Origin of the sequence: Pseudoalteromonas sp. DL-6 (genome assembly GCF_004328665.1) — a bacterium.
GTDB lineage: Bacteria > Pseudomonadota > Gammaproteobacteria > Enterobacterales > Alteromonadaceae > Pseudoalteromonas.
In genome coordinates this window covers 1-25,272 of the sequence record NZ_CP019771.1, presented here as the reverse complement: position 1 = coordinate 25,272, position 25,272 = coordinate 1, and the positions used below count along the sequence as shown (strand labels likewise).

Genomic DNA, 25,272 nt, shown 5'->3' with positions numbered 1-25,272 from the left:
ATTAATGGCTCTTCGATTGTTTAATTGTTACCGGTAATTGGCCTTTGGCTGGAGCTTGGCCTAATAATACTTTCGCCAATGCAGTAAAAGCAGGCCCTGATACCAGCTCGTTTTTATCCACATCAATATTATAAGCGTAGGAAGCAAGCACTGCATCAGCATAGTGACCAAATTGTGCAATGTCATACGGTGCTCGCAAACTAATTAATACCGTTGGAGTGTGTTTTTGTTTAGCCATTTTTAGTAATGACTCAAGCGCTTTAGGTTGCTCTGCGTTATTTAAGGCAAAGTTTGGGTTATCGGCTAAGTCATCCATACCGCCAATTTCCACTGCACTTTGATTCGGCGTTGCATTGCCAGCAATAACAATACTTGCTTGGTTTATGTTGCGCTGCGCTTCACTTGGATCAAAGCCCTGTAAGCTGCTGCAACTAAAACTGAGTGGTTGTGAACTTAACGCACTAATTGCTTGTTGCATTGCCATACACTTGCGGGTGTCGGGCATAATAATATGAATATGCTGATCCGCGCTAAGTTTAAGCGGCAAAGTGTTATTGTTGTTTTTTATTTGGGTAATTGCCGCTAACGCCAGTGATGCTTCTAATTCACGATGTGCTTTATTACCAATAACCTGTTTGGCATTGGCTAATGCATTAATGGGGTTAGGCAAAGCGTGTAATTTAAATTGATGTTTAAGCGAGGTAATACGCTGCGTCGAATGGGCAATTTCGTCTGCGTTTAGTTGTTTTGTTTTAACTGCACTGACTAAAGAGTCAATGAGCGCATCAAGTTTATTTATATCCTCAGGCGTTCTAATTTCTATTGGCATTAGCGCAATATCAACCCCTGCTGCAAAGGTGTTTATAATCGCTTGAGTTGGGCTGAAAAAATGGCTAATACCGGCCATATCAAGTGCATCAGTTACCACTACACCTTGATAGTTCAGCTCATCGCGAAGGATATCGGTCATGATTTTACGCGACATGGTCGCGGGTTTAATCATTTGCTTACCGTCTACATTAGTTAATGTGCTGCTATCAAGCTCAGGGTATTGAATATGCGCAGTCATTATCATACCCGGACTATGCTGCTCAATAATCTGTTTAAATGGTGCTAAATCTTGGGCGTAAATAACCTCTTTTGAATGCATTACCTTAGGTAAGCCTGTATGGCTGTCTACATTGGTATCGCCATGTCCTGGAAAGTGTTTTATAGCGCTAATAATCCCGTTTTTTTCAAATTCACTAACTTGTGCCGCACCCAGTACCGCTACTTCATTGGGGTTTTCACTAAAAGAGCGTACATTAATGACCGGATTGTCAGGATTCATGTTCACATCAACTGTAGGCGCATAATTTACATTAATGCCAAGCGCTGAGAGCTCAGCAGCCAATACGTTCGCCGTTTGGGTTGCGAAATAAGTGCCATGCTCAGGGTAAGTTGCGCCAATTGACATATTACCGGTGAATGAGGTGGCCACATCGCGCGGTAAACGAGCTACACGTCCGCCTTCTTGGTCAATAGAAATAAACAGTGGTAGGCCTGACTTAGATTTAGATGCAGCTTGTTGTAGCTGCTGATTAAGGCTAATTATTTGTTCTATGTTTTGGGTGTTTTCAGAAAATAAAATTACCCCGCCAATATCATAACGGCTAATTGCTTTTGCTAATTCATCGGGCAATTCGGTTAATGGCGTTCTGCAGCGTTGGCTACTGCCTTGGTGACAAAAATAGCGCAAATCGAGCATGAGCTTTTGCCCAAGTTGCTGTTTAAGTGACAGCGAAGAATCGGCAAAAGAAGATTTTATTGGCATGAAACATCCGATTAAAAAAAGAGAAGACGATAACAAGTACTTATTTAGCAACACACACCTCAAGGCTAAATAAAAATAAAGTGCATGCAGCTTAACTATTATTGAGCTTAACTGCAAAAACCAGCAAATATAAACTGTATGATTTAATTATCCTTAAAATAACAAAAATTAGGCTACTTAGTTCTATTTATGTATTATATTAATGGTGTATGCAGTGCATAGCAGTCGTTTTTATTTGCTTAGGATGATATTAATTTGCGTTTTCGATTACCATTTACTTTTAACCTAAGGCAATTAATTCTTTTGTTAGCTATACCCGCTGCAGCTGCTATTTTGTTTAGTGGTTTATATATTAGTTATCAAGTGCAAAAAGAACGGGTAATAGAAGATACCCTGCAAAGTAATCATGTATTTGCCAGTAAGTTAGCCTCAGCAACTGAGCATTTTTTAGCAGCGGCAATGCAGCAGCTAGAATTTTCAGCCAAAATTATTGCTGAAGATATTACTAACACTGAGTTACTCCAAGCTGAAACCGACCGACTTTTAAATCAGACACATAGCTTTAATTCAGTTGCCATAAACATGCAAGGTGTGGTTAAAGCAGCTTCACCTGTGTCTTTAAATATAATTAATAAAACTGTTAATTCAGTCCACTCTAAGCAGGCTCTTAAATCACAGCAGCCGCAGGTTAGCCTGCCTTACATTTCGCTGGCTAATAATTTAATTATTGTTGTCTCCTATCCTCTGTTTGATCTGGCAGGGAATTATTATGGTTATATTGGCGGTAGCTTTTATTTAGAGCAGCAAAGTATTTTAAATGCCTTGTTAAAACAGCATAGTTACGATGGCGGAGCGTACTTTTATGTGGTCGCTGACAACAAAACCTTACTTTATCATCCTGAGTCTCAGCGCATTGGTGAGCAAGTATTTAATAACCCAGTAATAGAGCGAGTGTTGCAAGGTGAAGATGGATACACTCGAGTTATAAATAGTCAGGGAGTGACAATGCTGGCCGGATTTTCCCACGTAGGGCTTGCTAATTGGGGGATTGTTGCGCAGCGAAGTGAAGCAGCAACACTTGCTAAGTTAGACACTTTTCAAGGGCTGGTGCTTAAACGAATGTTACCCATAGTACTCATTACTTTTTTATTAATAGCTATGTTAGCTCACTATATTGCTAAGCCGTTAAGGTTATTAGCCGATAGCGCCAATTTATCAACCGATAAGAAAAACGTGGATCATCTTAAAGGTATTAAGTCTTGGTACTTCGAAAGTAACCAGCTTAAACACGCGATGTTAGAAGGCGTTCATGTTTTGCAATCGCAAATGGGGCAATTACGTCAAGATGCACTTACCGATCCGCTAACTGGCGCGCATAACAGACGTGGCTTAAACATATTGCTTGAAAACCTAATGGATAAACATATACCGTTTGCTGTGCTTGAAATTGATATCGACTTTTTTAAACGGGTTAATGATACATTTGGTCATGATACGGGTGATGAAGTATTAAAAACACTTACTCACATTATACAATCGCTATCGCGCAAGCACGATATTGTGGCACGCACCGGTGGGGAAGAGTTTTTACTAGTGTTACCTAACGAAAATAGTGATAGTGCGTTTGTTATTGCTGAGCGTTTACGCAACCAAGTAGCCAGCACATTAATGGCAAAAGTAGGCTATATAAATGTATCTATTGGTATCGCCACTTGGCCACAACATAGTGATGATATTGACCAAGTATATAAATGTGCTGACAAAGCGCTCTATCACGCCAAAGAAACAGGCCGAAATAAGTGTGTGATAGCCAGCTAAAAATTAAATTTTTTTTAAAATTAACTTACCTTAAGTTTTATTTAAGTTTCACTGATTAAATTTTATCTATAGATTTAATACAGGCGATGCTTTTATGCAACTAGCTCAACATCATTCCCCCGCTGTGCGGTTTCAACAGCCTTTTCATTTTTTTACTGCTACGCAAAATGATGAGCACCGCCAGCGCCTTGAAAACACCGTTAAACAAGGGTTTTTAACGGCGTACAATGCTCATCTTACTTCATTTATGCCGTTACTATGCCAGTACCAAACTGTGCAAGGTCAGTGCACTTTGGGTTTAAGAAGTGCAACCTCTGCTTTATTTATTGAGCAATATTTAGCTGCGGCCATTGAAAAATTTTTACCACCAGGCACACCGCGAAATAAGGTGTTTGAGCTAGGTAATCTATGCTCAACACATCGTAAAGCCACGTTATCTCATTTTATTATTGTAAATGAAGCTTTGCGCGGCTTTGGTGCGAGCTACTTAGTGTTTTGCGCTACCAAAAAAGTACGCGCCTTACTGCGCCTACTAGGTGTTACCTGCAACGAAATTGCACTGGCTAATAGCACTGTAGTAGAACAGCCAAAGAGCTGGGGTAGTTATTATGAGAACCAGCCTACGGTGTGCATTGTTAATTTAGCGCAGGCACATCAGCAAGTACTTAACACACCCATGCTGTTAAATATTAAACAGCAAAATACACAACAAATTAATGCCTTGATGACTGCGTTGGGGAGCTTATGAGCCTATTAAATAATATTAATAAGGTAGCGAATGAGCCAGTGGTTGTTAGTTACTTAGCCAATAAAGTGATGCCTATTAGCGTTTTGGAGTTACAACAAGAAACTAATAAGCTTACAGCTATTTTTAACGCTTTAGATTCTGGTGCAATGGCCTTCCAGCTTGATAATACTCCAGCTTGGCTGGTTGTTGATGCCGCAACCAGTGCTGCAAACAAGGTTGCGGTGCCTATCGCCCATTTTTTTAGTCAGCAGCAAACACAGTATGTGCTAGCGCAATGCGGTGCGCAGTTTTTTATTAGTGATATGCCTCGTCATTCGCTTGGTAAGCATTCATTGTCGGTAACATTATTTGAGCATTATACCCTTTATATTTATCAGCTCGATGCGATTGAGCCCGTGGACTATTTTACTGGTACGCAAAAAATTACCTTTACTTCAGGTTCTACTGGCGAGCCAAAAGGGGTGTGCCTATCAACACAAAGCCAGATGCAGGTAGCTCAGTCATTATGTGAGCAAATAAACATTAGTAACCCCGTGCATTTATGCTTACTTCCGCTGCCAGTACTATTGGAAAATATAGCGGGTGTGTATGCGCCTTTGTTAAGTGACGGTTGTGTACATTTAATGCCGCTAAACGAATTAGGTTTTGTTGGCTCAGGGTTAAAAAAACCTAACAAACTCATTGGTGCAATCGATAGTGTAAAACCTAACACCCTTATTTTAGTGCCTGAGTTATTAACGTGTTTAGTTGCCTTTGCAAAACAAGGCTGGCAGCCACCAAAGTCACTTAAGTTTATTGCTGTTGGCGGAGCACGGGTTAGTGAATCTTTAATTTTAACTGCACGAGAATATAACCTACCGGTTTATCAAGGTTATGGTTTGTCCGAGGCGGCTTCAGTAGTGAGTTTAAACACCCCCAACTATGACGATATAAATAGTGCTGGTGAAGTATTAGGGCACGTTGAAACGAAAGTTGAAAATGATGAGTTATTTATTAAAGGAGCGTTATTTTTAGGGTATTTAAATCAAGCGCCGCATAACCCAAATACCTGGTACGCCACTGGCGACTTAGTATCTAAGCGTAATAATAAGCTGTACATAAAAGGGCGAGTAAAAAATCTGATCATCACCAGTATGGGGCGTAATGTTAGCGCCGAATGGCCTGAATCATTAATTTTAAGCCAAAGTGCGATACAGCAAGCGGTGGTGTTTGGTGAAAGCCAGCCATTTTTAAGCGCGCTTATTTATGCGGCTCCCAAGTTTAGTGATGCGCAATTAAAAGCACATTTAAAAACAGTAAACCAGCAACTTCCTGACTACGCACAGATTAAAAAGTGGCACCGTTTAGCCCAACCTTTAAACGAGCAGCAAGGATTATTAACCGCTAATAATCGTCCTAAACGAGCGGCAATTAGTCAGCACTATAGCCCTATTTTTGAACAGTTCTACCGACTTGGAGAAGTGATCCATGAGTGATTTTTTTAATACATTAAAAGCACAAACTCAAAACGAGCGTGAGTACTTATTAGCTGCGCCAATTATACAGCGTGTATTTAACGGACAAGCAACGCTTGAAGAGTATGCATCGTTTTTAGCGCAGGCTTATCATCATGTAAAACACACCGTTCCTTTAATGATGTCACTTGGCGCACGTTTAACTGACGAGCAAGAATGGTTACGCGAAGCGGTAGCTGAATATATTGAAGAAGAAATTGGTCATCAAGAGTGGGTGCTAAACGATATTGCAGCCTGTGGGTTTGACAAAGAATGTGTGCGCCATAGTCAGCCACAATTCGCCACTGAAATGATGGTGTCGTATGCCTACGATAGTATTGCACGTAAAAATCCGCTTAGCTTTTTTGGCATGGTGCACGTATTAGAGGGGACCTCAATTGCGCTTGCTGATGGAGCCGCATCAAACATAGCGAATGCAATAGGGCTTCCTAAAAAAGCGTTTAGCTATTTAACCTCTCACGGCGCGCTTGATATAGAGCATGTTAAGTTTTTTGAAAACTTAATGAATCAAATTACTGACGAGGCGGATCAGCAGGCTATTTTACATGGCGCAAAATGTTTTTACCGTTTGTACGGCGATATTTTTCGCGCTTTAGATGACGAGCCGTTTTTTAAAGCATCAGCACAAGAGCAACATGCATGAATACCGGCTTATGTGTATTAACTGGTGCGACAGGTGGAATTGGTCAAGCCATTGCCAAAACACTACACGGCCAAGGTTGGCAGTTACTTTTGGTAGGGCGAAATAGTGATGCCCTCAATACGCTAAGTAGCCAATGTCCCGGTAGTATGGTTTTTGTGGGGGATTTAACGGTTGCCGAAAACATGTTGGCACTCGCCATTAAAGCCAAAAAATTAGGGGGCGCTAAGTTACTCATAAACAATGCAGGCATTAATGTAATGCAAAGCTTAAGTGCATCGAGTAGTGAGCAAATTGATAATCTACTGAGCACTAATTTAGCCGTCCCTATGAAATTATGTCAGCTGTTTTTAGCGCAATTGCATGCGAATAAAGGCTCCATAGTTAATGTTGGGTCGTCATTTGGCAGTATAGGTTACCCATATCAAACACTTTACTGTGCTAGTAAGTTCGGTTTACGTGGTTTTAGCGAAGCGCTATCACGAGAGCTTTCAGATACACCCGTTAAAGTTAGTTATTTAGCACCAAGAGCAACCGATACAGATATTAATGATGCACAAACACGAGCAATGAATAAGGCGCTTGGTAATCAAATGGACTCCCCGCAGTTGGTGGCTGATGAGTTAGTTGCGTTATTAAACTCAAATAAAACCAGACGATTTATTGGTTTTCCTGAGAAACTTTTTGCACGTATCAATGGTGTTTTTCCACGTATTGTGGATAACGCAATTGCTAAACAGCTCCCTAAAATAAAACAGTTTTTAAGTTAATAGAGGATTTATTATGAAAAAATTTACTTTAGTAGCTTATTTAAGCATTGTTAGTGTGTTTTCATCGCCGGTATTTTCAGACGAACAAAGCGATTTACTCGCTATTCAACAGCAGTGGGCTGTCGCTAATTATGAGCTTAAAGATGATGCCCAAATCAAAGCCTTTACTCAACTAAGTGAGCAAAGTGCTCAATTTATTGAAAGCTACCCTGATTCAGCAAATAGCTATACGTGGAACGGCATTGTACTGGCCAGTTTTGCTGGCGCAAAAGGCGGGTTAGGGGCGCTCGGTTATGCTAAAGATGCAAAAGCGTCATTAGAGCAAGCCCTTAAAATAGACGACAGTGCTTTAGGTGGCTCAGCGTATGCCAGCCTAGCAACCTTATACAGTAAAGTACCGGGGTGGCCTATTGGTTTTGGTGATGATGACACCGCAGATAAATTTTTTAAGCAAGCGCTCGCTTTTAACAAAAAAGGCATTGATACTAACTACTTGTATGGTGAGTTTTTATATGATGAACGCCAATACAAACAAGCTAAAGCCCATTTGTTAGTTGCGCAAGCAGCAGGTATTCGTGATACTCGTGCTAAAGCTGATAAATATCGTCAACAAGCAATTAGCTCTTTATTAGCTAAAGTAGATAAAAAACTTAAGAGATAACAAAATAAACAATGCATTTATTATTAGTTGAAGATGATCATCTTGTGGCGCAAGGGCTTTGCCGCTCATTGCGCCAAGAAGGCTACAGTGTAGAGCATAGCGCAACGGTTAAGCATGCATTGCAATGCTTAGGCAGTGGTGAAATAGAGTTGGTTATACTTGACCTAGGTTTACCCGATGGTGATGGTTCACAAATTTTAAAGCACATAAAAGCGCAAAAAAAAATCATTCCGGTGGTGATACTTACTGCGCGCAGTAGCATAGATGACAAGGTGCAAGGGCTTGATATGGGCGCTGATGATTATTTAGCTAAACCGTTTGAGCCCGCCGAGTTATTTGCTCGCTTGCGTGTGGCGAGCCGACGAGTAAATCAAGCTCAGTCGAGTTTATTACAGTGTGGTGAAGTGACCATGGATACGTCTGCACACACGGTCACTTTAGCTAATGAACCGCTTTCTTTGCCTCGCAAAGAATATATGCTGCTAAAAGCGTTATTAGAAAACCAAGGCAGAGTGCAATCTAAACAGCAGCTAGAAAACAAGCTATACCAGTGGGGAGAAGAAGTTGGCTCCAACACCATTGAAGTACATATTCATCACTTAAGAAAAAAATTCCCTAGCGATTTTATTAAAACTCTCCGCGGTATTGGCTACGTAGTAGGAAAAAATGTCAATTCGTAAACGGCTGACGCTTATTTTACTGTCAATGATGGTATTAACCTGCTTTTTAGCCTTAGTTAAAGGCTATCAAAAAAGCATGAGCCATGGTGAGCAGTTACTCGATAGCGAGCTAAAAGTAGTGGCAGGCGTGTTGATGCAACAGCCTTTATCGAGTAATGCTATGGCGCCTAAAACCCAAGAAAGCTCGCAGTTGTTGTACCAAATTTGGCAAGCAGGTGAACTACTGAGCGGCTCTGATGAGCTGAATCTTGATTTGAGCCACTATCAAGCAGGTTTTCAAACGCTAAATATTGCAGGTCAGCGCATGCGAGTGTTTGTGTTTAAAACCTCTTTGCGCACCGTGGTTGTTGTCGAGCCAATAGCTAAACGATTTGAACTCGCTGAAGCAGTTATTTTGTCGGCCATGCTACCTATGCTCTGGGCGGTTCCTTTACTTGCTTTGTTTATCAGCTTTTTTGTGAAGTACGCATTAGCCCCATTAACACGCTTATCAAGGCAACTAGCACAGCGCCAAGCAAATGACTTTACTGCTATTAATTGGCAGGTAACCGATGAAGAAATAAAACCGGTGATCAGCCGTTTGAACGACTTATTTAAACGCGTAGAAACCGCCTATTTACGAGAACGCTTTTTTGCCTCTGATGCGGCACATGAGTTACGCACTCCTTTGAGTAGCTTAAAAATAAATGTGCATAATCTTGCGGCGCAGCAAGGTGATAACCAAGAGTTACAAGCCATGACTCAAGGTATTAATCGACTCACCAATATCGTAGAGCAAATGTTGATCCTCGGACGCACTCAGCCAGAGCAGTGGCAAAAGCAATTTAAAGAACAGTCATTATTGGGCATTAGCCAAGCCGTGGTTAGCCAGTTATATGATAAATTGGCGGCTAAAAATCATTCCATCAGCCTTGATGGGGATGACTTTATTATTAATGGTGATGAATTTACCTTAGTGACGTTGATTTCAAATTTACTCAGTAACGCCATTAAGTACACGCCAGCAAATGGACAAATAAAAATAACCCTAAATCAAACGCACAGGCAGCGTATTTGGCAAATAGAAGACAGTGGCCCAGGTATGACGGATGAGCAAAAAAAACGAGTATTTAATCGCTTTTATCGCGTTGGCGGCGATCAACATCCTTCAGGTGAGCAGGGAGCTGGCTTGGGCATGGCAATAGTTCAGCATATTATCGCTATTTATAACGCCCAGATTAATTTAACGGATAGCGCTTTGGGCGGCTTAAAGGTGCAGGTGGTTTTTGCAGGAGCTAAATGTGATTAAACGACTTATTAGCCCTTACTTATATTGCTGCATATTTTTGTCATTTAATGTTGTTAGCAAAGAGTATTTAGTTGTACTTAAAGATCATTTGTTTTACCCCGCAGAAATCGTCGTGCCAGCTAATAAAAAGGTACGCTTGTTAATCGAAAATCAAGATAGTACGCCTGAAGAATTCGACAGCTTTGATCTCAACCGAGAGAAAGTGCTTTACCCTAATCGCAAAAGCGTGATTTATATTGGGCCATTAACACCTGGCCGCTATGAATTTTTTGGTGAGTTTTCGCCAAATACTGCGCGCGGTGCTGTTATTGTCACTGATAAGGAGCAACCCAATGCTAATAACTAGTTTAGTGATGAGCCTCAATCAGTTACTGCCAGTCGCCATTTTACTTATTTTGCTTCAAGTGATTGCCAAGCAAAGTTTGCTACGGTTGCTGGGTATGCTTGGTTTAGGTATAGGCTTAACATTTTTATTTGTAAAAAGCGCCCCGATTATTAGCCCTTGGTTCGATTACCAAGGTTTAGAATATACTCAGATTGGCTTGTGTATTTTAATTTTTTTCAGTGCACTGCACTACGCCGTTAAACGAGCAACAGCTGCTTTTATTATCGCAATTATGAGTGTGATGACACTTTATTTGAGTCATTACATAATTTATTTAATTGGATTTTGGCAAAGCAACGAAGCGGCACAAAGCTTATTTATTGGCACTTTTTTAGGGCTTGGGATATGTAGTAGTTTTAGTGTGTTGCTGTACTTTTTATTGAGTGCCATTAAACAGCGTTTCGGACTTTCCTCTATTTTACTGTTACTAGCACTAAATAGTGCAGCAAAACTAGTGGTAGCACTGGATTTAGCCAGTCAAATTGATGTGATAGCAACAACCGCAACGGTTTGGGATTTACGTGCTATTTTAACCGAAAATTCAGAGTTTGGGCGTATGTTGCGTGCGTTTATTGGTTATGAGGCCACACCTAATTTAACCAGTGTTTTAAGTTATATCCTAAGCAGCGTGGTCTTTTTATCTGTTTGTTATTTTATTCCTAAATCAATGGCTAAGGAACAATCATGAAGGCAATGAAGTTATTTGCAGGTGCTATGTTAATTGGTTTATTGATACCCACATACGCGCACGCCGACGGAATGGTGGTGGATAAAGTATATCACCCGTACGTTTTACCGTTTGAACGCGAGGTCGAATGGCGATTCGTATCGCACCAAACTGACAGCGGCAATATTTTAGCGCAGCGTTTAGGGTTGGGCGGGGCAATTAACGATACCATGGCACTCGAAGGTTATTTAGTGGGTGAGCGAGACGACAACGGCGACTTTGGCTTACAAGCATATGAATTGGAGCTTAGATGGCAACTAATAGAACAAGGCCGATTATGGGCCGATTGGGGCGCTTTGTTTGAACTAGAAAAACAACACACCAAAGATGTTTTTGAAGCCACAACGGGATTTGTAGTTGAAAAAGAGATAGGTCGCGCCAGTTTAACGCTTAATGCTTTTTTAGTGTATGAGTGGGGGCAAGACATAGAAAACGAGTGGGAAAGTGAGTTTAGAGCGCAGTATCGTTACCGCTATCGTTCTGCATTTCAACCCGCGATTGAAATGTATTTAGGGGAAGACTTTGTGGGTATTGGTCCAGGGTTTATTGGTTTACACCGCTTTGATGGGCAAAAACAATTAAAGTGGGAAGCCGGTTTTATTACTGAAATCAGCCAGTCAGAGAAGAATCATAGCTTTAGAATGGCGTTAGAGTTTGAGTTTTAAGCTGCTTAAACAAGTACTTAATGTATAAAGTGGGTTACGAGCGTTATTTTATTAATTAAATTGCATAAAAGGTTGACTTGTCACTGTAACTCTATATAGTAGGCCGCAGCTAGAAAGAAAGCATGTAATTTATAAATCTCCATTTCGTTGTTGTATAAGTAATACTTGTAGTACCGTCCTGAAGTTTTTAAGTACCATCTCATTTTTTGCTACACCGCCCACTAGGGCACAATTTAATTTTTATATCAGGAATAATACTATGTCTAACATCGTATCAGGTACAGTTAAGTGGTTCAACGAGTCTAAAGGTTTTGGTTTCATCGAGCAAGAAAACGGTCCAGACGTTTTCGCACATTTCTCAGCAATCAAAAGCGAAGGTTTCAAAACTTTAGCTGAAGGCCAACGTGTAGAGTTCACTCTTTCACAAGGTCAAAAAGGTCCTCAAGCTGATAACATCACAGCTCTATAATTTTACTTTTTAAGTAAAATGAAAAAAAGCGCTTAAGGCGCTTTTTTTGTGCCTAAAATTTAAGATCTGCCCACCACAGCTCCATTATTTCAGTCATTTATGTTTCTATTTACGTCCATTGCTACTTTCACATCATAAACAGTGCTATAAATTAATAGTCTCTATGGGGTTTCTAGGTTAAAGTTAATACTTAAACCACAGGGGGTGTGTATCTATAAATTTATATTATTAGCTTTAGGGTTGTTATTTAGCCAAAATATTCAGGCTGCTGAGCCTAAACTGGTTATTTATACCGAAAGTTTTCCCCCGTACAATTTTAAAGATAATACTGGTCAATTGGCCGGTATCAATCATGACATAGTAAAAGATACCTGTGAGCGAGCAGCCATAGCGTGCGAGTTTATTATGCTACCTTGGAAGCGCGCTTACCATTTAGTGCAAAATAACCCACAGTCAGCCATTATTTCTTTAGCAAAAACGCAAGAGCGAGTGCCTCTTTTTGAATGGGTTGGCCCTTTGGTGTCAAATCAAACCTATTTTTATAAATTAAAAACCAGTGAACATATTGTGATGGACGACATCACACAAGCTAAAAACTACTCGCTAGGCATAGTGCGAGGTGACATTTATGAAATGCTGGTGCGTCGACTTGGGTTTGTAGCCGATAAAAACTTATTGTTATTTAGCGAAGCTGACTCATTTATGCGACTGTTTTTTAAAAAACGCATCGATTTAATTATTGGATCTGACTTTACCATTGGCCATCAAACTGAACCATTTGGCTATTCAAGGAATGACCTAGTAAAGCTTAAACAAATTCATGTAGATGAGCTAAAAGGCAATTATATTGGTTTTAATAAGGCTGCCTCCCCCGTGGTGGTGGAACGTTTTAATCAAGCTCTAAAGCAACTTAAAGCAGAATCTGGCTATGAACCTTACATTAAACGTTATGTTAAAAATTAAATTCATCGCTATCCGACATCATAGCTAAACGCATAGCATTTCACTGCTCGTTAGTCTCTCAGGCATTTCTTCACCGTTATTAACTGCTACGGCATAATGACCTTAACACTCTGCCTGTGCTGAATAATACTTAATCATTTTACGGGGCTAAACGTGTCGCTACCTGCGTTAAAAAATTCTCATTTACGACTGCATGGATGCAGAAGGTAGAGCAATGCAGGAGCAATTGACGAGAACAAATAAATAGCAAATTTTTTGCCTTGCTATCAACACGTTTTTCCAGCCTCAAAATAGACTGCTTAATTAAGCGAATTGGTATTAATCGTAGAGAGAACGTGAGAATTAACGAAGATATTAAAAGGATTTAAAAAGTAGAGGTACTAAAACGATAAAAGGGCCTTGCGGCCCTTGGTGAAGTATCGTTCAAGTCAGATAGTGCTTTAACCCCTTAAAGCGCTATCCTATTGTTTTGCAACAGATGGATCATCTCATTAAGTTTCTAAGCTAGCGAGAGGAAAAACCCAGCAATTGCTGCGCTCATAAGGTTAGCCATAGATCCTGCTAACACTGCTCTGAGCCCTAAGCGTGCGATATCCTTTCGCCGACTAGGCGCCATACCGCCTAATCCACCTAGTAAAATGGCTATCGATGATAAGTTAGCAAAGCCACACAATGCAAAAGTAACAATTGCTTGTGTATGCGCACTTAACGTATCGCGATAATTTATAAAGTCTAAGTAAGCAACAAACTCATTTACCACTAACTTTTGACCAATAAAGCTGCCGGCTATAATTGCCTCATTCCACGGTACTCCTAGTAACCATGCAACAGGGGCAAATAAGTAGCCTAAAATTTCTTGTAGCGTTAATGTAGGGTAATCAAATAACCCACCAATACCGCCTAATAAACCGTTTAATAAAGCAATTAACGCAACGAAAGCAAGTAGCATTGCACCTACGTTAAGTGCCAACTGCATACCGTTTGCTGCGCCTGATGCTGCTGCATCAATAACATTAACCGGTTTGTCATCGCCTAAATCTATATCGGCTAAATCATCTTTAGGTGTTTCTGTCTCTGGCACTATCATTTTTGCCATTAAGAAACCACCTGGTGCCGCCATAAAGCTGGCTGCAATTAAATACTTAAGGTCAACACCAATAATTACATAACCGGCCATTACAGAGCCTGCTACGGTGGCTAAACCACCAACCATTACGGCAAACAATTCCGACTTGGTCATGGTTGCAATAAACGGTTTAACAATTAAAGGTGCTTCAGTTTGGCCAACAAAAATATTTGCTGTGGCTGAAAGCGACTCGGTGCGTGAGGTTTTCAATAATTTTTGTAAACCGCCACCCAAAATTTTAATAATCCAATCCATAATGCCTAGGTGGTATAACACAGCGACCAACGCTGAGAAAAACACAATAACGGGCAATACTTGAATTGCAAAAATAAACCCTAGCGTATCTTGCGAAGCTAATGGGCCAAATAAAAAGCTAATTCCATCGTTGGCATAACCAATAACCGATGAAACGGCGCGAGACATACTCGCTAATACATTTTTGCCTGCTTCAAAAAACAGTACAAATCCGCCGATAATCACTTGCATTAAAAATGCGATACCCACGGTTCTTAGTTTTATTGCTTTGCGATTAGTTGAGGCTGCAAAGGCAATGCCTAGTAGCACCATCATGCCTACTAAGCTCATAAATGTTGTCATACAAACGTTTCCCGTTGTTATTCTTGTAAAATGTACTTTATTTTACTTTTTATAATATCAATCGCAACGCGATTCATACCGCCTCGAGTCACAACTAAATCAGCGTTATGCTTTGAAGGCTCAATAAATTGATAAAACATCGGTCTAACAGTTGCTTGATATTGCTCAACAACAGATTGTAATGTTCTGCCTCTTTGTTCCATGTCGCGTTGCATTCGGCGCATTAAACAAATATCTAGCGGTGTATCTATAAACACCTTGATATCAAATTCTTTATTAAGCGCTTTATCGCTCAGTAATAAAATACCTTCTACAATGAGTATTTTAGCCGAAGCCACACGGCGTGTTTTATCGCTGCGTGTATGTTGGGCATAATCATAAGTTGGTACTTCAACTGAGTGGCCATTACGAAGTTGTGTTAGATGCTCAAGCATTAATTCGTGTTCAAACGCATCAGGATGGTCGTAGTTCGTTTGCGTACGATGTGCCATCGGCAAATGCGATTGATCCTTGTAATAAGCATCTTCTTCAATAATGGCGATAGCGCCTGGTTCAAGCTCATTTACCAATTCATTGTAAATAGTTTGGCTAAATAGAGATTTGCCCGACGCCGATGCGCCTGCAATAGCTATAATAGTTCGTGTCACTAAAGTTCTCACCCACACAGAAGGATATATTGTTGGTAGATCACAATAGCAAAAAAGACACGATTAATCTCTTTTGCTTCGCTTAAGAGTGCAAATTTATAATGTTTAGGTTTTATGAAACAGGACTTATGTCCTGTACGGAAAAATCGAAGAGCAGATAAAGTAACCACCTAGAACAGATGTGAGGTCACAATGGCAAGAGCAATTATCTTAATGGCGGATAGTTTAGGAATTGGTGCAGCACCCGATGCAGATAAATTCGGTGATGTAGGTGCTAATACATTCGCACATTTACTCAAGGCATATTATGACGAAACTGGCAGTAAGCTTTCGCTTCCTAACCTTTCAAAACTAGGGTTAGTAGATGCATGTGAAGCCGCTGGTAAAGAACCCTGTTTAATTGCTGACCGAAATGAGCCACAAGGCGCATGGGGTTACGCAAAAGAGCTTTCAAGCGGTAAAGACACGCCATCGGGTCATTGGGAAATGGCTGGCGTGCCAGTGTTATTTGATTGGGGATATTTCCCAAAAACACAACCGAGCTTCCCACAAGAATTTGTTGACGAGTTTATTGCTCGTACAGGTATTCCGGGCATATTAGGCAATTGCCATGCATCGGGAACCACCATTTTAGAGCAGCTAGGTGAAGAGCACGTAAAAACAGGTAAACCAATCTGTTACACCTCAGCTGATAGTGTGTTTCAAATAGCCGCGCATGAAGAATCATTCGGCCTAGAGAAGCTTTATCAAGTTTGCGAAATCGCACGGGCGCTGCTTGATGAAATGAATATAGGACGAGTGATTGCGCGGCCATTTTTGGGTTCAAACAATCAAGACTTTGCCAGAACCGGTAATCGTCGTGATTATTCAGTATTACCCCCTTCGCCAACATTGCTTGATGTACTTGCACAAGACGGTGGCGAAGTGATTAGTATTGGTAAAATTTCAGATATTTACGCGCACCAAGGCATTACCCAAAAGCACAAAGCGCCAGGGTTAATGAACTTGCTAGAAAAAACCAGCGAAGTGATGGCAACTGCGCCTGATCACAGTTTGATTTTTACCAATTTGGTTGATTTTGATGAGAAGTTTGGCCATCGCCGCAATCCTGTAGGCTATGCTAAAGCGTTAAAAGAGTTTGATGATTACTTACCAACTATTTTAGCGCAATTAAAGCCGGATGATTTATTAATGATCACCGCCGATCATGGCTGTGACCCGACCTTTCCAGGGTCAGAGCACACTCGTGAGTATGTGCCAGTTATTGCTTATCAGCCAGGAATGAACAACACGCCACTGGGTGAACGCAATAGCTTTGCTGATATCGGTCAAACACTTGCGCAATGGTTTAACTTAAAAGCGTTAGAGTATGGTGATGGCTTTGTCGATAAGCTAAATACAGTTAAGTAATTTAAAAATACGCTACTATATTTTTAAAGTAATAGGGCTTTTAGCCAAACAAAAGGAAAACAATCAATGAGTACTCCGCATATCAGTGCAAACGTAGGTGATTTTGCCGAAACAGTATTAATGCCAGGCGATCCGCTACGCGCACAATATATTGCTGAAAACTTTTTAGATGATGCAGTCCAAGTAACCGGCGTACGTAACATGTACGGCTTTACTGGAACTTACAAAGGTAAGCCAGTGAGCATTATGGGTTCTGGCATGGGCATTCCTTCAATGTCAATTTATGCTCGTGAGCTGATTGTTAGTTTTGGCGTTAAAAATATTATCCGTATTGGTACCTGTGGTGGTATTGGCAGCGATATTAAAATTCGCGACGTAATTTTTGCCCAAGGCGCAAGCACAGATTCAAACGTAAACCGTGCCCGTGTTCGTGGTACTGACTTTGCAGCGATTGCTAACTTTGAATTACTTTTAAACGGCGTTAATGCGGCTAAAGATTTAGGCATTGATGCAAAAGTAGGTAACGTATTTACTACCGATACTTTTTATCAAGCTGATGACACTTTCTACAAAGACTTAGACAAACTAGGTGTACTTGCTGTAGACATGGAAACCGCTGGCTTATACGGCGTAGCAGCAGAGTATGGCGCAAAAGCAATGGCTTTATTTACCGTCAGCGATCACGTGATCACCGGTGAAGCAACACCTGCAGATGAGCGTCAAACCACGTTCAACGAAATGGTTAAAATTGCCCTAGAGTCAATTTAATCCAGAGTTCAGGTTAAATACAACAGTTCCTTGGTAACGTATTCACTAAGTTTTGGAGACACGCCCAAAGTGAAGTGAGACTAAACCCCAAAGCCGCATTTTATGCGGCTTTTTTTATGCCTGAGATTTTGGTGCGAGCTTCGGGTTACGGGCTTTATGTTCCTAGGTTTTAGGTTACAGGTACTAGATTTCAGGTTTTAGCGCTAGCTCGCTGCTCGTTCCTAGAAGCCCGTTGCCTTCTCATTTACTCTCATTTGCTCCTCTGTGTTCAAACAAGATTAGATTTTAGACGTCATATTAAAATGCGCGAGGTAAACTCCCGCCTAAGGGTATGATTAATAATCGGATTTACTGTAGTTGGGGCTTTATGCCGCGTAAGATCATTAATTAAAAATAAATATTTACCACCGAGAACACAGAGTTCACAGAGAAATGTTTAAAAACACCCATCTTCCTCTGTGTAGCGCAAAGCGCCTCGGAACCCTCTGTGGTGAAAAAATGTTTTTAGCAGTAAGTGCCTTTCGTAGCAGCGATTTTATATCGCGTCAGGTCTAGGATATTAAACACAAATACGCGAGGTAAACTCCCGACTACTGATATGGTTACCTTCTGAATTTAATGTAGGCGGGCTTTATGCCGTGCAAAGTCATTAATTAAAAATAAATATTTACCACCGAGAACACAGAGCTCGCAGAGAAATGCTTAAAAAAAACCATCTTCCTCTGTGCAGCGCAAAGCGCCTCGGAACCCTCTGTGGTGAAAAATTGTTTTTAGCAGTAAGTGCCTTTCGTAGCAGCGATTTTATATCGCGTCAGGTCTAGGATATTAAACACAAATACGCGAGGTAAACTCCCGACTACTGATATGGTTACCTTCTGAATTTAATGTAGGCGGGCTTTATGCCGAGCAAGGTCATTAATTAAAAATAAATATTTACCACCGAGAACACAGAGCTCACAGAAAAATGCTTAAAAAATACCCATCTTCCTCTGTGCAGCGCAAAGCGCCTCGGAACCCTCTGTGGTGAAAAATTGTTTTTAGCAGTAAGTGCCTTTCGTAGCAGCGATTTTATATCGCGTCAGATATGTATTTACCACCGAGAACACAGAGTTCACAGAGAAATGTTTAAAAAATACCAATCTTCCTCTGTGTAGCGCAAAGCGCCTCGGGAACCTCTGTGGTGAAAAATTGTTTTTAGTAATAAATGTCGTCTTTCGTAGCAGCGATTTTATATTGCGTATTTGTAGGCATTTGCTTTTACTCGCTCAGCACTGCTCATCACCCGAAGCCGTTGTCTTGTCATTTATTTCCCTGTCAGTATTTATAACTTAATGCTAATGTTTAAGTTATAAATCGTGCCTTTAAAATAAACAATTTTAAACTCTTAGCTGATAGCTAGTAACGCGCCTTAAACTCTGGAGTAACTATGTCTAATTGGATTGATGCCACGGTAAAGTCAGTTAAATGGTGGAATGACTCGTTATTTAGCGTAACTGTTCACGCCGATGTAGAGCCGTTTAAAGCAGGGCAATTTACTAAGCTCTCTATTATGAATGGTGATAAACGTATAGCGCGTGCCTACTCTTATGTTAATGCCCCCCAGAGCCCTGATTTAGAGTTTTACCTCATTAACGTAGTTGATGGCTTACTATCTTCTCATTTAGCCACTCTAAAACCAGGTGACACCGTATTAATAGAGCGCCGAGCGACTGGCTTTTTTACTCTTGACGAAGTGCCAGCGAGTGAGCAATTGTGGATGCTCAGTACAGGTACAGCAATTGGGCCATTTTTATCAATGTTGCAGCAGAGCGAAGTATGGCAAAAATACAAACACATAAATTTAGTGCATGGTGTACGGCAAAGTAGCGATTTAAGCTATCAGGAGCTTATTAACAAACTAATAAAATCACACCCTGGTCAACTTAACTATATTCCGGTTGTTAGCCGTGAAGCGCCTATACAGGGCTTAGCAGGTAGAATTACCACAGTGATTGAAAATAATGCTTTGTATGAGCACGTCGGGTTATGGGCAACGCCAAATAATGCTCAATTTATGCTGTGTGGTAATCCACAAATGGTTAAAGACACTACAGAGTTATTGCTGGCTCAAAATTATAAGCGTAATCGTCGAAAAGAGCCGGGGCATATTACGGTTGAGCAGTATTGGTAGCAAGCTATAACGTTATAATAACTATCTCAGAGGCCTAAAATTTGCTATGTTGCGCTGTAATTGCATTTAGTCCTCGTACTTAGGAAACCCATGAAATCTTCATTTATTATTTGTGTCTGTTTATTCGCCGCTTTTACACTAAACAGTCATGCCATAGAGCAATCAACACCGCTGAACGAGACCAAACAAACGCAGCCAGAAAATGCACCGCAACAAGATGCGCTTGATACATTAAGTCAAGAGGCTAACACGTTAAAAAAGCCAGTTATTGAGAAAGTAAAAGCAGATGACTCTCAAGTACTGGGCAGTGAATCAACCAAGCCCGCACAGAAGCCTAATAGTAAAGCTGATAAAGCACAGGCTGTTGCGCAAGCGGAGCAAGCGGTTACACAAGCAAAAGAGGCACTTACAGCAAGGCAACAAGCCAAAGCAAAACAGTCGCGCGAGTCACTGGCTGTTGTTGAGCAATTAGTAAATGCTTACAACGCACGTAACATTGAAGAATTTATTCGCATGTATGATGAAGATGTTGAGTTTTATATTTTCCCGAATGAGCTATTATTTAAAGGCAAAGAAAAACTAATAGCGCGTTATGGCATTATGTTTAAAAAGCTTAAGTGTCTGCACTCATCACCCATTAAGCGTATTGTGCATGGTGATATTGTAATAGACCATGAGCTATCAGAAACCTGCTCAACGGATGAGAACGTCATAGATAAACGTTCAGAGCTTATTTCAAGCTATCAGATTAAAGATGGCAAAGTGGTTAGAGTTTTATTTTTTAGGTAATTATTAATTATGCAGCTAAGTGACGAGAAAAAAATTCGTGTAATGTATCGTGTAGAGCCCGGCTGTTTAGGCCCTGAAGGCGTAGACCACATTGAAGACTTTTGTCGCTTTGCGAACAAGCATATTAAATCGCCTTATTATGCGCAGTTATTATTTTTGCCTCGATACGACAAGCAAAAAGATGAGCGCCAATACAGCGTTAAAAGCCGCAATTTATCTCAGGTACAGGCTAAAGCGTACTTAAATCATTTTGAAATTAATATAGAAGACTTTGAAGAGCAGCTCGACGAGCTGCTCACTAAAGCAATAGACTTATACTTTAAACGCTAAGCTTCGTTTGAAACAATGGCATTAAAGCTATCGTTATCATGTAGGCTGGCAAAGGCACTTTCGTGAAGTAGCTCGTTACGCAAGTTAGGTGAGTACTCAAGCGACATTTTTATATCAGCTAAGGCATCTGCATGTTCATGCGTTAAAGCATACGCACAGGCTCTCTGCCAATAGGCATAACCGTAATCGCTATCTATATCAATGGCTTGATTGCAAAGCTCAATGGCTTTTTCGGTTTCATTCAATTCTAATAACGCATCCGCTTTGTAGGCAATGGCTTCTACATCTTCTGGTTTGCGCTTTAAAATTTCATCGAATATTTCAATTTTATTGGCAATATCACTTTCAAGGTTGGCTCGCATCCATAACGAATGCACCTCGTTGGTGATCGATATGCGTTCTTGGTTACTGAGTATTTCTTCAGAGCGAACTCGCAGTTTTTCTTCTAAAATTTTCAAGCGGTCTTCATACTCGTCAGTGATAACGCTCACTCGAGTGTTTACTATATCTTCTACTTTATTTTTTACATCACGTAATGAATTCCAGCCCACTAATACTAAAATAGAGGCGGTGGCGGTAATAATAAAAAATACATTATTAATGGTATCGGTCGTGTAAGTCAGCGCCCGATCGGCAGTATCTAACTGAGCATGGGTAACTTGTTTGGTAACGTCTTCACGCAGTTTTTGCTGATCTTGGCGTACCGACTTTAATTCGTCGAGAATATAACGCTCAAGTAATGGCTTATACATTGGAGCTTCTAGCTGCGCTAGTTCACGTTGCTGTTGTTCATCTAGAGTGGCGGTACTTTTGTCAGCAGCGTGTACTGCAGATGAAAAAGCACCTATAAAAACAATAAATAGTAAAAAATAAAAACGCATTGATATGCCTAGTTAAAAAATTAATTAATCGCTTTGCTAACTTTAACATGCGCACATCATTGGTACTAGGGTGGCAGCGCGCAATGCTAAATATATAGTGCCAGGTTTTACCCTGGGTAATTTTAAGGAGGACGTGACTTAATTATAGGCAAAAAAAATCCAGTCCAAAGTGGACTGGAAAAAACTACATCAACATCTCAGGGAACAATAGGAGATAAAGCCTAGTGTATGTGCACCTACCTGAATTTTTACTTAACTAAATTCAAATAGATAAAAAATAAGGAAGAAATAAAGGTGCATAAGTAACTTATACACCTTTTATAACTATAATTTCATGGCGAAGGGGGGTATTCCATTGTGCACTTAAGAAAACCTAAGTCACTTTCAAACCCTTCAGCATACATTACGTGGCTATTTTTAATAACGATCATCTATTTTATAAAAAGTTTTATATTCATTTTGCACTAAGCACACCGCTGGCAACATCATCATATTTATAAATGATTGTAATCGTTTTAAAGCATCGTCTTGCTCTAGCGTATTAAAGCAGCTACAAGTATATTGAATAAGTAGAGACCATACATAAGAACGCTCCCAATTGGTGATTGCCAATAACAGTAAGCATAGGCGTTTTTATTTATTTTTTAAAAGGAGCTCAATATGGATAATCATAAAGCGGGTAAATGCCCGGTTATGCACGGCAGTAATACTACAACCGAAAACACCAATACAGATTGGTGGCCAAACTCACTTAATTTAGACATTCTCCATCAGCACGATAGTAAAACTAGCCCCTACGATAGCGACTTTAATTACGCCGACGCTTTTAACTCACTCGATCTAGAAGCACTTAAAACCGACCTGAAAAACTTAATGACCCAAAGCCAACCATGGTGGCCAGCAGATTGGGGGCACTATGGTGGCCTGATGATCCGTATGGCATGGCACGCTGCGGGCTCGTACCGTTTAGCGGATGGCCGAGGCGGTGGCGGTACAGGTAATCAACGTTTTGCTCCACTTAATTCATGGCCTGATAATGCTAACCTAGATAAAGCTCGCCGTTTGCTGTGGCCAATTAAAAAGAAATACGGTAATAAGCTTTCATGGGCTGATCTGATGATTTTAGCCGGTAATATGGCGTATGAATCAATGGGACTGAAAACCTTTGGCTTTGCTGGCGGCCGTGAAGACATTTGGCATCCAGAAAAAGATGTTTACTGGGGCGCAGAAAAAGAGTGGCTTGCGCCAAGTGATGAGCGTTATACCCAGGTTGATAAGCCCGACACCATGGAAAATCCATTAGCGGCTGTGCAAATGGGTTTAATTTATGTAAACCCAGAAGGGGTTAATGGCAAGCCCGATCCGCTTAAAACAGCAGCTCAAGTGCGCGAAACCTTTGCCCGTATGGCAATGAACGACGAAGAAACCGCGGCGCTAACAGTTGGCGGGCATACGGTAGGTAAAACCCACGGTAACGGTAAAGAAGAAAACTTAGGCCCAGAGCCAGAAGCCGCCGACGTGCACGAGCAAGGCCTAGGCTGGAATAATCATAAAACGCGTGGCATTGGCCGCGATACCATGACCTCAGGTATTGAGGGCGCATGGACAACCTACCCAACCAAATGGGATAACGGCTACTGTAAATTGTTGCTTAATTACGAGTGGGAGCTAACCAAAAGCCCTGCCGGTGCACACCAGTGGGAGCCGGTTAATATTAAAGAAGAAGATAAACCCGTTGATGTGGAAGACTCATCAATTCGTTTAAATCCAATAATGACCGATGCGGATATGGCAATGAAGCTAGACCCCGCATATCGTAAAATTATTGAGCGCTTTAATAACGATTTTGAGTACTTTACTGACGTATTTGCTCGCGCATGGTTTAAGTTAACCCACCGTGATTTAGGGCCAAAATCGCGCTATTTAGGTGCCGATGTGCCAAGCGAAGATTTAATTTGGCAAGATCCAATACCTGCGGTTGATTACACCCTAAGCGACGCTGAAATAACCGATTTAAAAGTGAAACTACTTAATTGTAGATTAAGTGAAACCGACTTAATTAATACCGCATGGGATAGCGCGCGAACTTACAGAGGCTCTGATCACCGTGGTGGTGCTAATGGCGCGCGTATTCGCTTAGCGCCGCAAAATAACTGGCAAGGTAACGAGCCAGCGCGTTTAGCTAAAGTACTTAGCGCACTTGAAACACTGCAAGCAGGTTTAACTAAGCCTGTTAGCATGGCCGATTTAATTGTGCTCGGCGGTACCGCTGCGGTAGAGCAAGCGGCTAAAAAAGCTGGGGTTGATATAACCGTACCATTTGCCCCAGGCCGTGGCGATGCTAGCGATGATATGACCGACACAGAATCGTTTGATGTGCTTGAGCCAATTCATGATGGGTTTAGAAACTGGTTGAAAAAAGACTATGCCGTATCAGCCGAGGAGCTATTACTAGAGCGCAGCCAATTAATGGGCTTAACCGCACCAGAAATGAGTGTGTTACTAGGCGGTATGCGCGTACTGGGCACTAACTATGGTAATAGTGAGCATGGCGTATTTACCGACAACGTAGGCGTACTGAGTAACGACTTCTTTGTTAATTTAACCGACATGAACAACCGCTGGGAATCTGCAAGTAAAGGCGAGTACAACATAGTTGATCGCGCAAGCGGTAAAACCAAGTACACCGCTACGCGGGTTGATTTAGTGTTTGGTTCAAACTCAATCCTCCGTGCATTGGCAGAGTTTTATGCGCAAGACGACAACAAAACCTGTTTTGTACATGACTTCATAAACGCATGGGTAAAAGTAATGAACGCCGATAGGTTTGATATTAAATAAATCTAAGTAATATTTAAAAAGGAGCAGCAATGCTCCTTTTTTTATATTATTTAAAGGTTACGAGCTGCGGGTAACGGGCAACGGGCTGCGAGGCGCAAGCTAGTGCTAAAAGCTGAAACCTTTAACATACTCTTTCAGCGCAGCGTCTCTTAATCTCTGTGGTGAATAAGTCACTTAAAATCTATTTGCATAAAGAGAAGAAAATGAGGAGCAAATGAGAAGGCTACGGGCTACGAGGTTCGGGTAAAATGCAATGACCTAGGCCTGACGCGATATAAAATCGCTGCTACACCCTGATAGTTGCTTTTTTCCTCTAAAAGCGCAGCGTCTCACAATCTCTGTGGTGAATAAATCACTTAAAATCTATTTGCACAAAGAGCAAAGAGCGAGTACAAATGAGCAAAAAAACACAGCCTTTCTTTGCTTTTTTATAAATAAATTACCAATTGCGTTTTAATTAATACCAAGCATAATTTTGGCGAACCCCGAACCCCGAACCCCGAACCCCGAACCCCGAACCCCGAACCCCGAACCCCGAACCCCGAACCCCGAACCCCGAACCCCGAACCCCG

General features: G+C 41.0%; 23 protein-coding genes. 19 read left to right on the top strand and 4 right to left on the bottom strand.

Translation table 11 applies throughout. The features are described from left to right. Window position 1 precedes the first annotated feature (1 nt). On the bottom strand, window positions 2-1,813 hold the full coding sequence (locus B1F84_RS15250) for a glycoside hydrolase family 3 protein (protein WP_131691958.1): 1,812 nt from the start codon (window positions 1,811-1,813) through the stop codon (window positions 2-4). Between the two features lie 303 nt (window positions 1,814-2,116). Here B1F84_RS15250 and B1F84_RS15245 point away from each other — a divergent pair, with 303 nt between their 5' ends. From B1F84_RS15245 to B1F84_RS15185, 13 genes are all read left to right on the top strand, one after another. After that, window positions 2,117-3,631, top strand: coding sequence for a sensor domain-containing diguanylate cyclase (locus B1F84_RS15245; protein ID WP_131691957.1), 1,515 nt, complete (start codon window positions 2,117-2,119; stop codon window positions 3,629-3,631). 94 nt (window positions 3,632-3,725) lie between these two features. Continuing rightward, window positions 3,726-4,379 (top strand): thermostable hemolysin, encoded by a 654-nt coding sequence (locus B1F84_RS15240; protein WP_131691956.1) that lies wholly within the window; start codon window positions 3,726-3,728, stop codon window positions 4,377-4,379. Continuing rightward, complete coding sequence (locus B1F84_RS15235) at window positions 4,376-5,854, top strand: AMP-binding protein (protein ID WP_131691955.1); 1,479 nt, start codon at window positions 4,376-4,378, stop codon at window positions 5,852-5,854. Before B1F84_RS15240 ends, B1F84_RS15235 begins: the two co-directional genes overlap by 4 nt. Next, on the top strand, window positions 5,847-6,536 hold the full coding sequence (locus B1F84_RS15230) for an iron-containing redox enzyme family protein (protein ID WP_075170102.1): 690 nt from the start codon (window positions 5,847-5,849) through the stop codon (window positions 6,534-6,536). Before B1F84_RS15235 ends, B1F84_RS15230 begins: the two co-directional genes overlap by 8 nt. Beyond that, the gene (locus B1F84_RS15225) at window positions 6,533-7,303 is read left to right on the top strand and encodes an SDR family oxidoreductase (protein ID WP_131691954.1); all 771 of its coding nucleotides are present in this window, start codon (window positions 6,533-6,535) and stop codon (window positions 7,301-7,303) included. Before B1F84_RS15230 ends, B1F84_RS15225 begins: the two co-directional genes overlap by 4 nt. Before the next feature lie 13 nt (window positions 7,304-7,316). After that, window positions 7,317-7,964, top strand: coding sequence for a hypothetical protein (locus B1F84_RS15220; RefSeq protein ID WP_131691953.1), 648 nt, complete (start codon window positions 7,317-7,319; stop codon window positions 7,962-7,964). 11 nt (window positions 7,965-7,975) lie between these two features. Continuing rightward, window positions 7,976-8,644, top strand: a complete 669-nt coding sequence (locus B1F84_RS15215) for a response regulator transcription factor (RefSeq protein ID WP_131691952.1) — start codon at window positions 7,976-7,978, stop codon at window positions 8,642-8,644. Further along, the gene (locus B1F84_RS15210) at window positions 8,631-9,932 is read left to right on the top strand and encodes an ATP-binding protein (protein ID WP_131691951.1); all 1,302 of its coding nucleotides are present in this window, start codon (window positions 8,631-8,633) and stop codon (window positions 9,930-9,932) included. Before B1F84_RS15215 ends, B1F84_RS15210 begins: the two co-directional genes overlap by 14 nt. Beyond that, window positions 9,925-10,278 (top strand): cupredoxin domain-containing protein, encoded by a 354-nt coding sequence (locus B1F84_RS15205; protein ID WP_008110741.1) that lies wholly within the window; start codon window positions 9,925-9,927, stop codon window positions 10,276-10,278. Before B1F84_RS15210 ends, B1F84_RS15205 begins: the two co-directional genes overlap by 8 nt. Then, on the top strand, window positions 10,265-11,005 hold the full coding sequence (locus B1F84_RS15200) for an iron transporter (protein ID WP_131691950.1): 741 nt from the start codon (window positions 10,265-10,267) through the stop codon (window positions 11,003-11,005). Before B1F84_RS15205 ends, B1F84_RS15200 begins: the two co-directional genes overlap by 14 nt. A 5-nt stretch (window positions 11,006-11,010) precedes the next feature. Then, the gene (locus B1F84_RS15195; protein ID WP_240702039.1) at window positions 11,011-11,709 is read left to right on the top strand and encodes a hypothetical protein; all 699 of its coding nucleotides are present in this window, start codon (window positions 11,011-11,013) and stop codon (window positions 11,707-11,709) included. A gap of 259 nt (window positions 11,710-11,968) precedes the next feature. Beyond that, window positions 11,969-12,178 carry a cold-shock protein gene (locus B1F84_RS15190; protein ID WP_008467029.1) on the top strand — a complete coding sequence of 70 codons (210 nt, stop codon included), beginning with the start codon at window positions 11,969-11,971 and terminating at the stop codon, window positions 12,176-12,178. A gap of 240 nt (window positions 12,179-12,418) precedes the next feature. Beyond that, window positions 12,419-13,141: a transporter substrate-binding domain-containing protein gene (locus B1F84_RS15185; protein ID WP_240702032.1), complete on the top strand. Its 723-nt coding sequence runs from the start codon at window positions 12,419-12,421 to the stop codon at window positions 13,139-13,141. Between the two features lie 499 nt (window positions 13,142-13,640). Here B1F84_RS15185 and B1F84_RS15180 read toward each other — a convergent pair whose 3' ends face one another. Together B1F84_RS15180 and udk are read right to left on the bottom strand one after the other, a co-directional pair. Next, on the bottom strand, window positions 13,641-14,864 hold the full coding sequence (locus tag B1F84_RS15180; RefSeq protein WP_131691947.1) for a NupC/NupG family nucleoside CNT transporter: 1,224 nt from the start codon (window positions 14,862-14,864) through the stop codon (window positions 13,641-13,643). A 17-nt stretch (window positions 14,865-14,881) separates the two neighbouring features. Further along, a complete protein-coding gene (gene udk / locus B1F84_RS15175; RefSeq protein ID WP_008110733.1) occupies window positions 14,882-15,511 on the bottom strand; it encodes a uridine kinase in 630 nt (209 codons plus the stop codon). A gap of 192 nt (window positions 15,512-15,703) precedes the next feature. Here udk and B1F84_RS15170 point away from each other — a divergent pair, with 192 nt between their 5' ends. The 5 genes from B1F84_RS15170 (at window position 15,704) to B1F84_RS15150 (ending at window position 20,978) form a co-directional block, all read left to right on the top strand. Then, on the top strand, window positions 15,704-16,921 hold the full coding sequence (locus tag B1F84_RS15170) for a phosphopentomutase (RefSeq protein ID WP_131691946.1): 1,218 nt from the start codon (window positions 15,704-15,706) through the stop codon (window positions 16,919-16,921). 66 nt (window positions 16,922-16,987) lie between these two features. Then, window positions 16,988-17,689, top strand: a complete 702-nt coding sequence (gene deoD, locus B1F84_RS15165; protein ID WP_036955453.1) for a purine-nucleoside phosphorylase — start codon at window positions 16,988-16,990, stop codon at window positions 17,687-17,689. 1,426 nt (window positions 17,690-19,115) lie between these two features. Continuing rightward, on the top strand, window positions 19,116-19,859 hold the full coding sequence (locus tag B1F84_RS15160) for a ferredoxin--NADP reductase (RefSeq protein ID WP_131691945.1): 744 nt from the start codon (window positions 19,116-19,118) through the stop codon (window positions 19,857-19,859). Window positions 19,860-19,949: 90 nt separating this feature from the next. After that, window positions 19,950-20,648 carry a nuclear transport factor 2 family protein gene (locus B1F84_RS15155; protein WP_131691944.1) on the top strand — a complete coding sequence of 233 codons (699 nt, stop codon included), beginning with the start codon at window positions 19,950-19,952 and terminating at the stop codon, window positions 20,646-20,648. A 9-nt stretch (window positions 20,649-20,657) separates the two neighbouring features. Further along, window positions 20,658-20,978 carry a hypothetical protein gene (locus tag B1F84_RS15150; protein WP_131691943.1) on the top strand — a complete coding sequence of 107 codons (321 nt, stop codon included), beginning with the start codon at window positions 20,658-20,660 and terminating at the stop codon, window positions 20,976-20,978. Here B1F84_RS15150 and B1F84_RS15145 read toward each other — a convergent pair. Next, window positions 20,975-21,859, bottom strand: a complete 885-nt coding sequence (locus B1F84_RS15145; RefSeq protein ID WP_131691942.1) for a tetratricopeptide repeat protein — start codon at window positions 21,857-21,859, stop codon at window positions 20,975-20,977. The genes B1F84_RS15150 and B1F84_RS15145 overlap by 4 nt on opposite strands. Window positions 21,860-22,519: 660 nt before the next feature. Between B1F84_RS15145 and katG the strand changes: the two genes are divergently transcribed. After that, the gene (katG, locus tag B1F84_RS15140) at window positions 22,520-24,700 is read left to right on the top strand and encodes a catalase/peroxidase HPI (protein ID WP_131691941.1); all 2,181 of its coding nucleotides are present in this window, start codon (window positions 22,520-22,522) and stop codon (window positions 24,698-24,700) included. The last annotated feature ends 572 nt before the right edge of the window (window positions 24,701-25,272 follow it).

Bases quoted from the DNA above. Each gene is read 5' to 3' on its own strand.
- B1F84_RS15200 (WP_131691950.1), top strand. From the start codon at position 10,265: ATGCTAATAACTAGTTTAGTGATGAGCCTCAATCAGTTACTGCCAGTC.
- katG (WP_131691941.1), top strand. From the start codon at position 22,520: ATGGATAATCATAAAGCGGGTAAATGCCCGGTTATGCACGGCAGTAAT.
- B1F84_RS15160 (WP_131691945.1), top strand. From the start codon at position 19,116: ATGTCTAATTGGATTGATGCCACGGTAAAGTCAGTTAAATGGTGGAAT.
- B1F84_RS15235 (WP_131691955.1), top strand. From the start codon at position 4,376: ATGAGCCTATTAAATAATATTAATAAGGTAGCGAATGAGCCAGTGGTT.
- B1F84_RS15220 (WP_131691953.1), top strand. From the start codon at position 7,317: ATGAAAAAATTTACTTTAGTAGCTTATTTAAGCATTGTTAGTGTGTTT.
- B1F84_RS15155 (WP_131691944.1), top strand. From the start codon at position 19,950: ATGAAATCTTCATTTATTATTTGTGTCTGTTTATTCGCCGCTTTTACA.
- B1F84_RS15150 (WP_131691943.1), top strand. From the start codon at position 20,658: ATGCAGCTAAGTGACGAGAAAAAAATTCGTGTAATGTATCGTGTAGAG.
- B1F84_RS15180 (WP_131691947.1), bottom strand. From the start codon at position 14,864: ATGACAACATTTATGAGCTTAGTAGGCATGATGGTGCTACTAGGCATT.
- B1F84_RS15230 (WP_075170102.1), top strand. From the start codon at position 5,847: ATGAGTGATTTTTTTAATACATTAAAAGCACAAACTCAAAACGAGCGT.
- B1F84_RS15145 (WP_131691942.1), bottom strand. From the start codon at position 21,859: ATGCGTTTTTATTTTTTACTATTTATTGTTTTTATAGGTGCTTTTTCA.
- B1F84_RS15170 (WP_131691946.1), top strand. From the start codon at position 15,704: ATGGCAAGAGCAATTATCTTAATGGCGGATAGTTTAGGAATTGGTGCA.
- B1F84_RS15225 (WP_131691954.1), top strand. From the start codon at position 6,533: ATGAATACCGGCTTATGTGTATTAACTGGTGCGACAGGTGGAATTGGT.
- B1F84_RS15240 (WP_131691956.1), top strand. From the start codon at position 3,726: ATGCAACTAGCTCAACATCATTCCCCCGCTGTGCGGTTTCAACAGCCT.
- B1F84_RS15215 (WP_131691952.1), top strand. From the start codon at position 7,976: ATGCATTTATTATTAGTTGAAGATGATCATCTTGTGGCGCAAGGGCTT.
- deoD (WP_036955453.1), top strand. From the start codon at position 16,988: ATGAGTACTCCGCATATCAGTGCAAACGTAGGTGATTTTGCCGAAACA.
- B1F84_RS15210 (WP_131691951.1), top strand. From the start codon at position 8,631: ATGTCAATTCGTAAACGGCTGACGCTTATTTTACTGTCAATGATGGTA.
- B1F84_RS15195 (WP_240702039.1), top strand. From the start codon at position 11,011: ATGAAGTTATTTGCAGGTGCTATGTTAATTGGTTTATTGATACCCACA.
- B1F84_RS15190 (WP_008467029.1), top strand. From the start codon at position 11,969: ATGTCTAACATCGTATCAGGTACAGTTAAGTGGTTCAACGAGTCTAAA.
- B1F84_RS15250 (WP_131691958.1), bottom strand. From the start codon at position 1,813: ATGCCAATAAAATCTTCTTTTGCCGATTCTTCGCTGTCACTTAAACAG.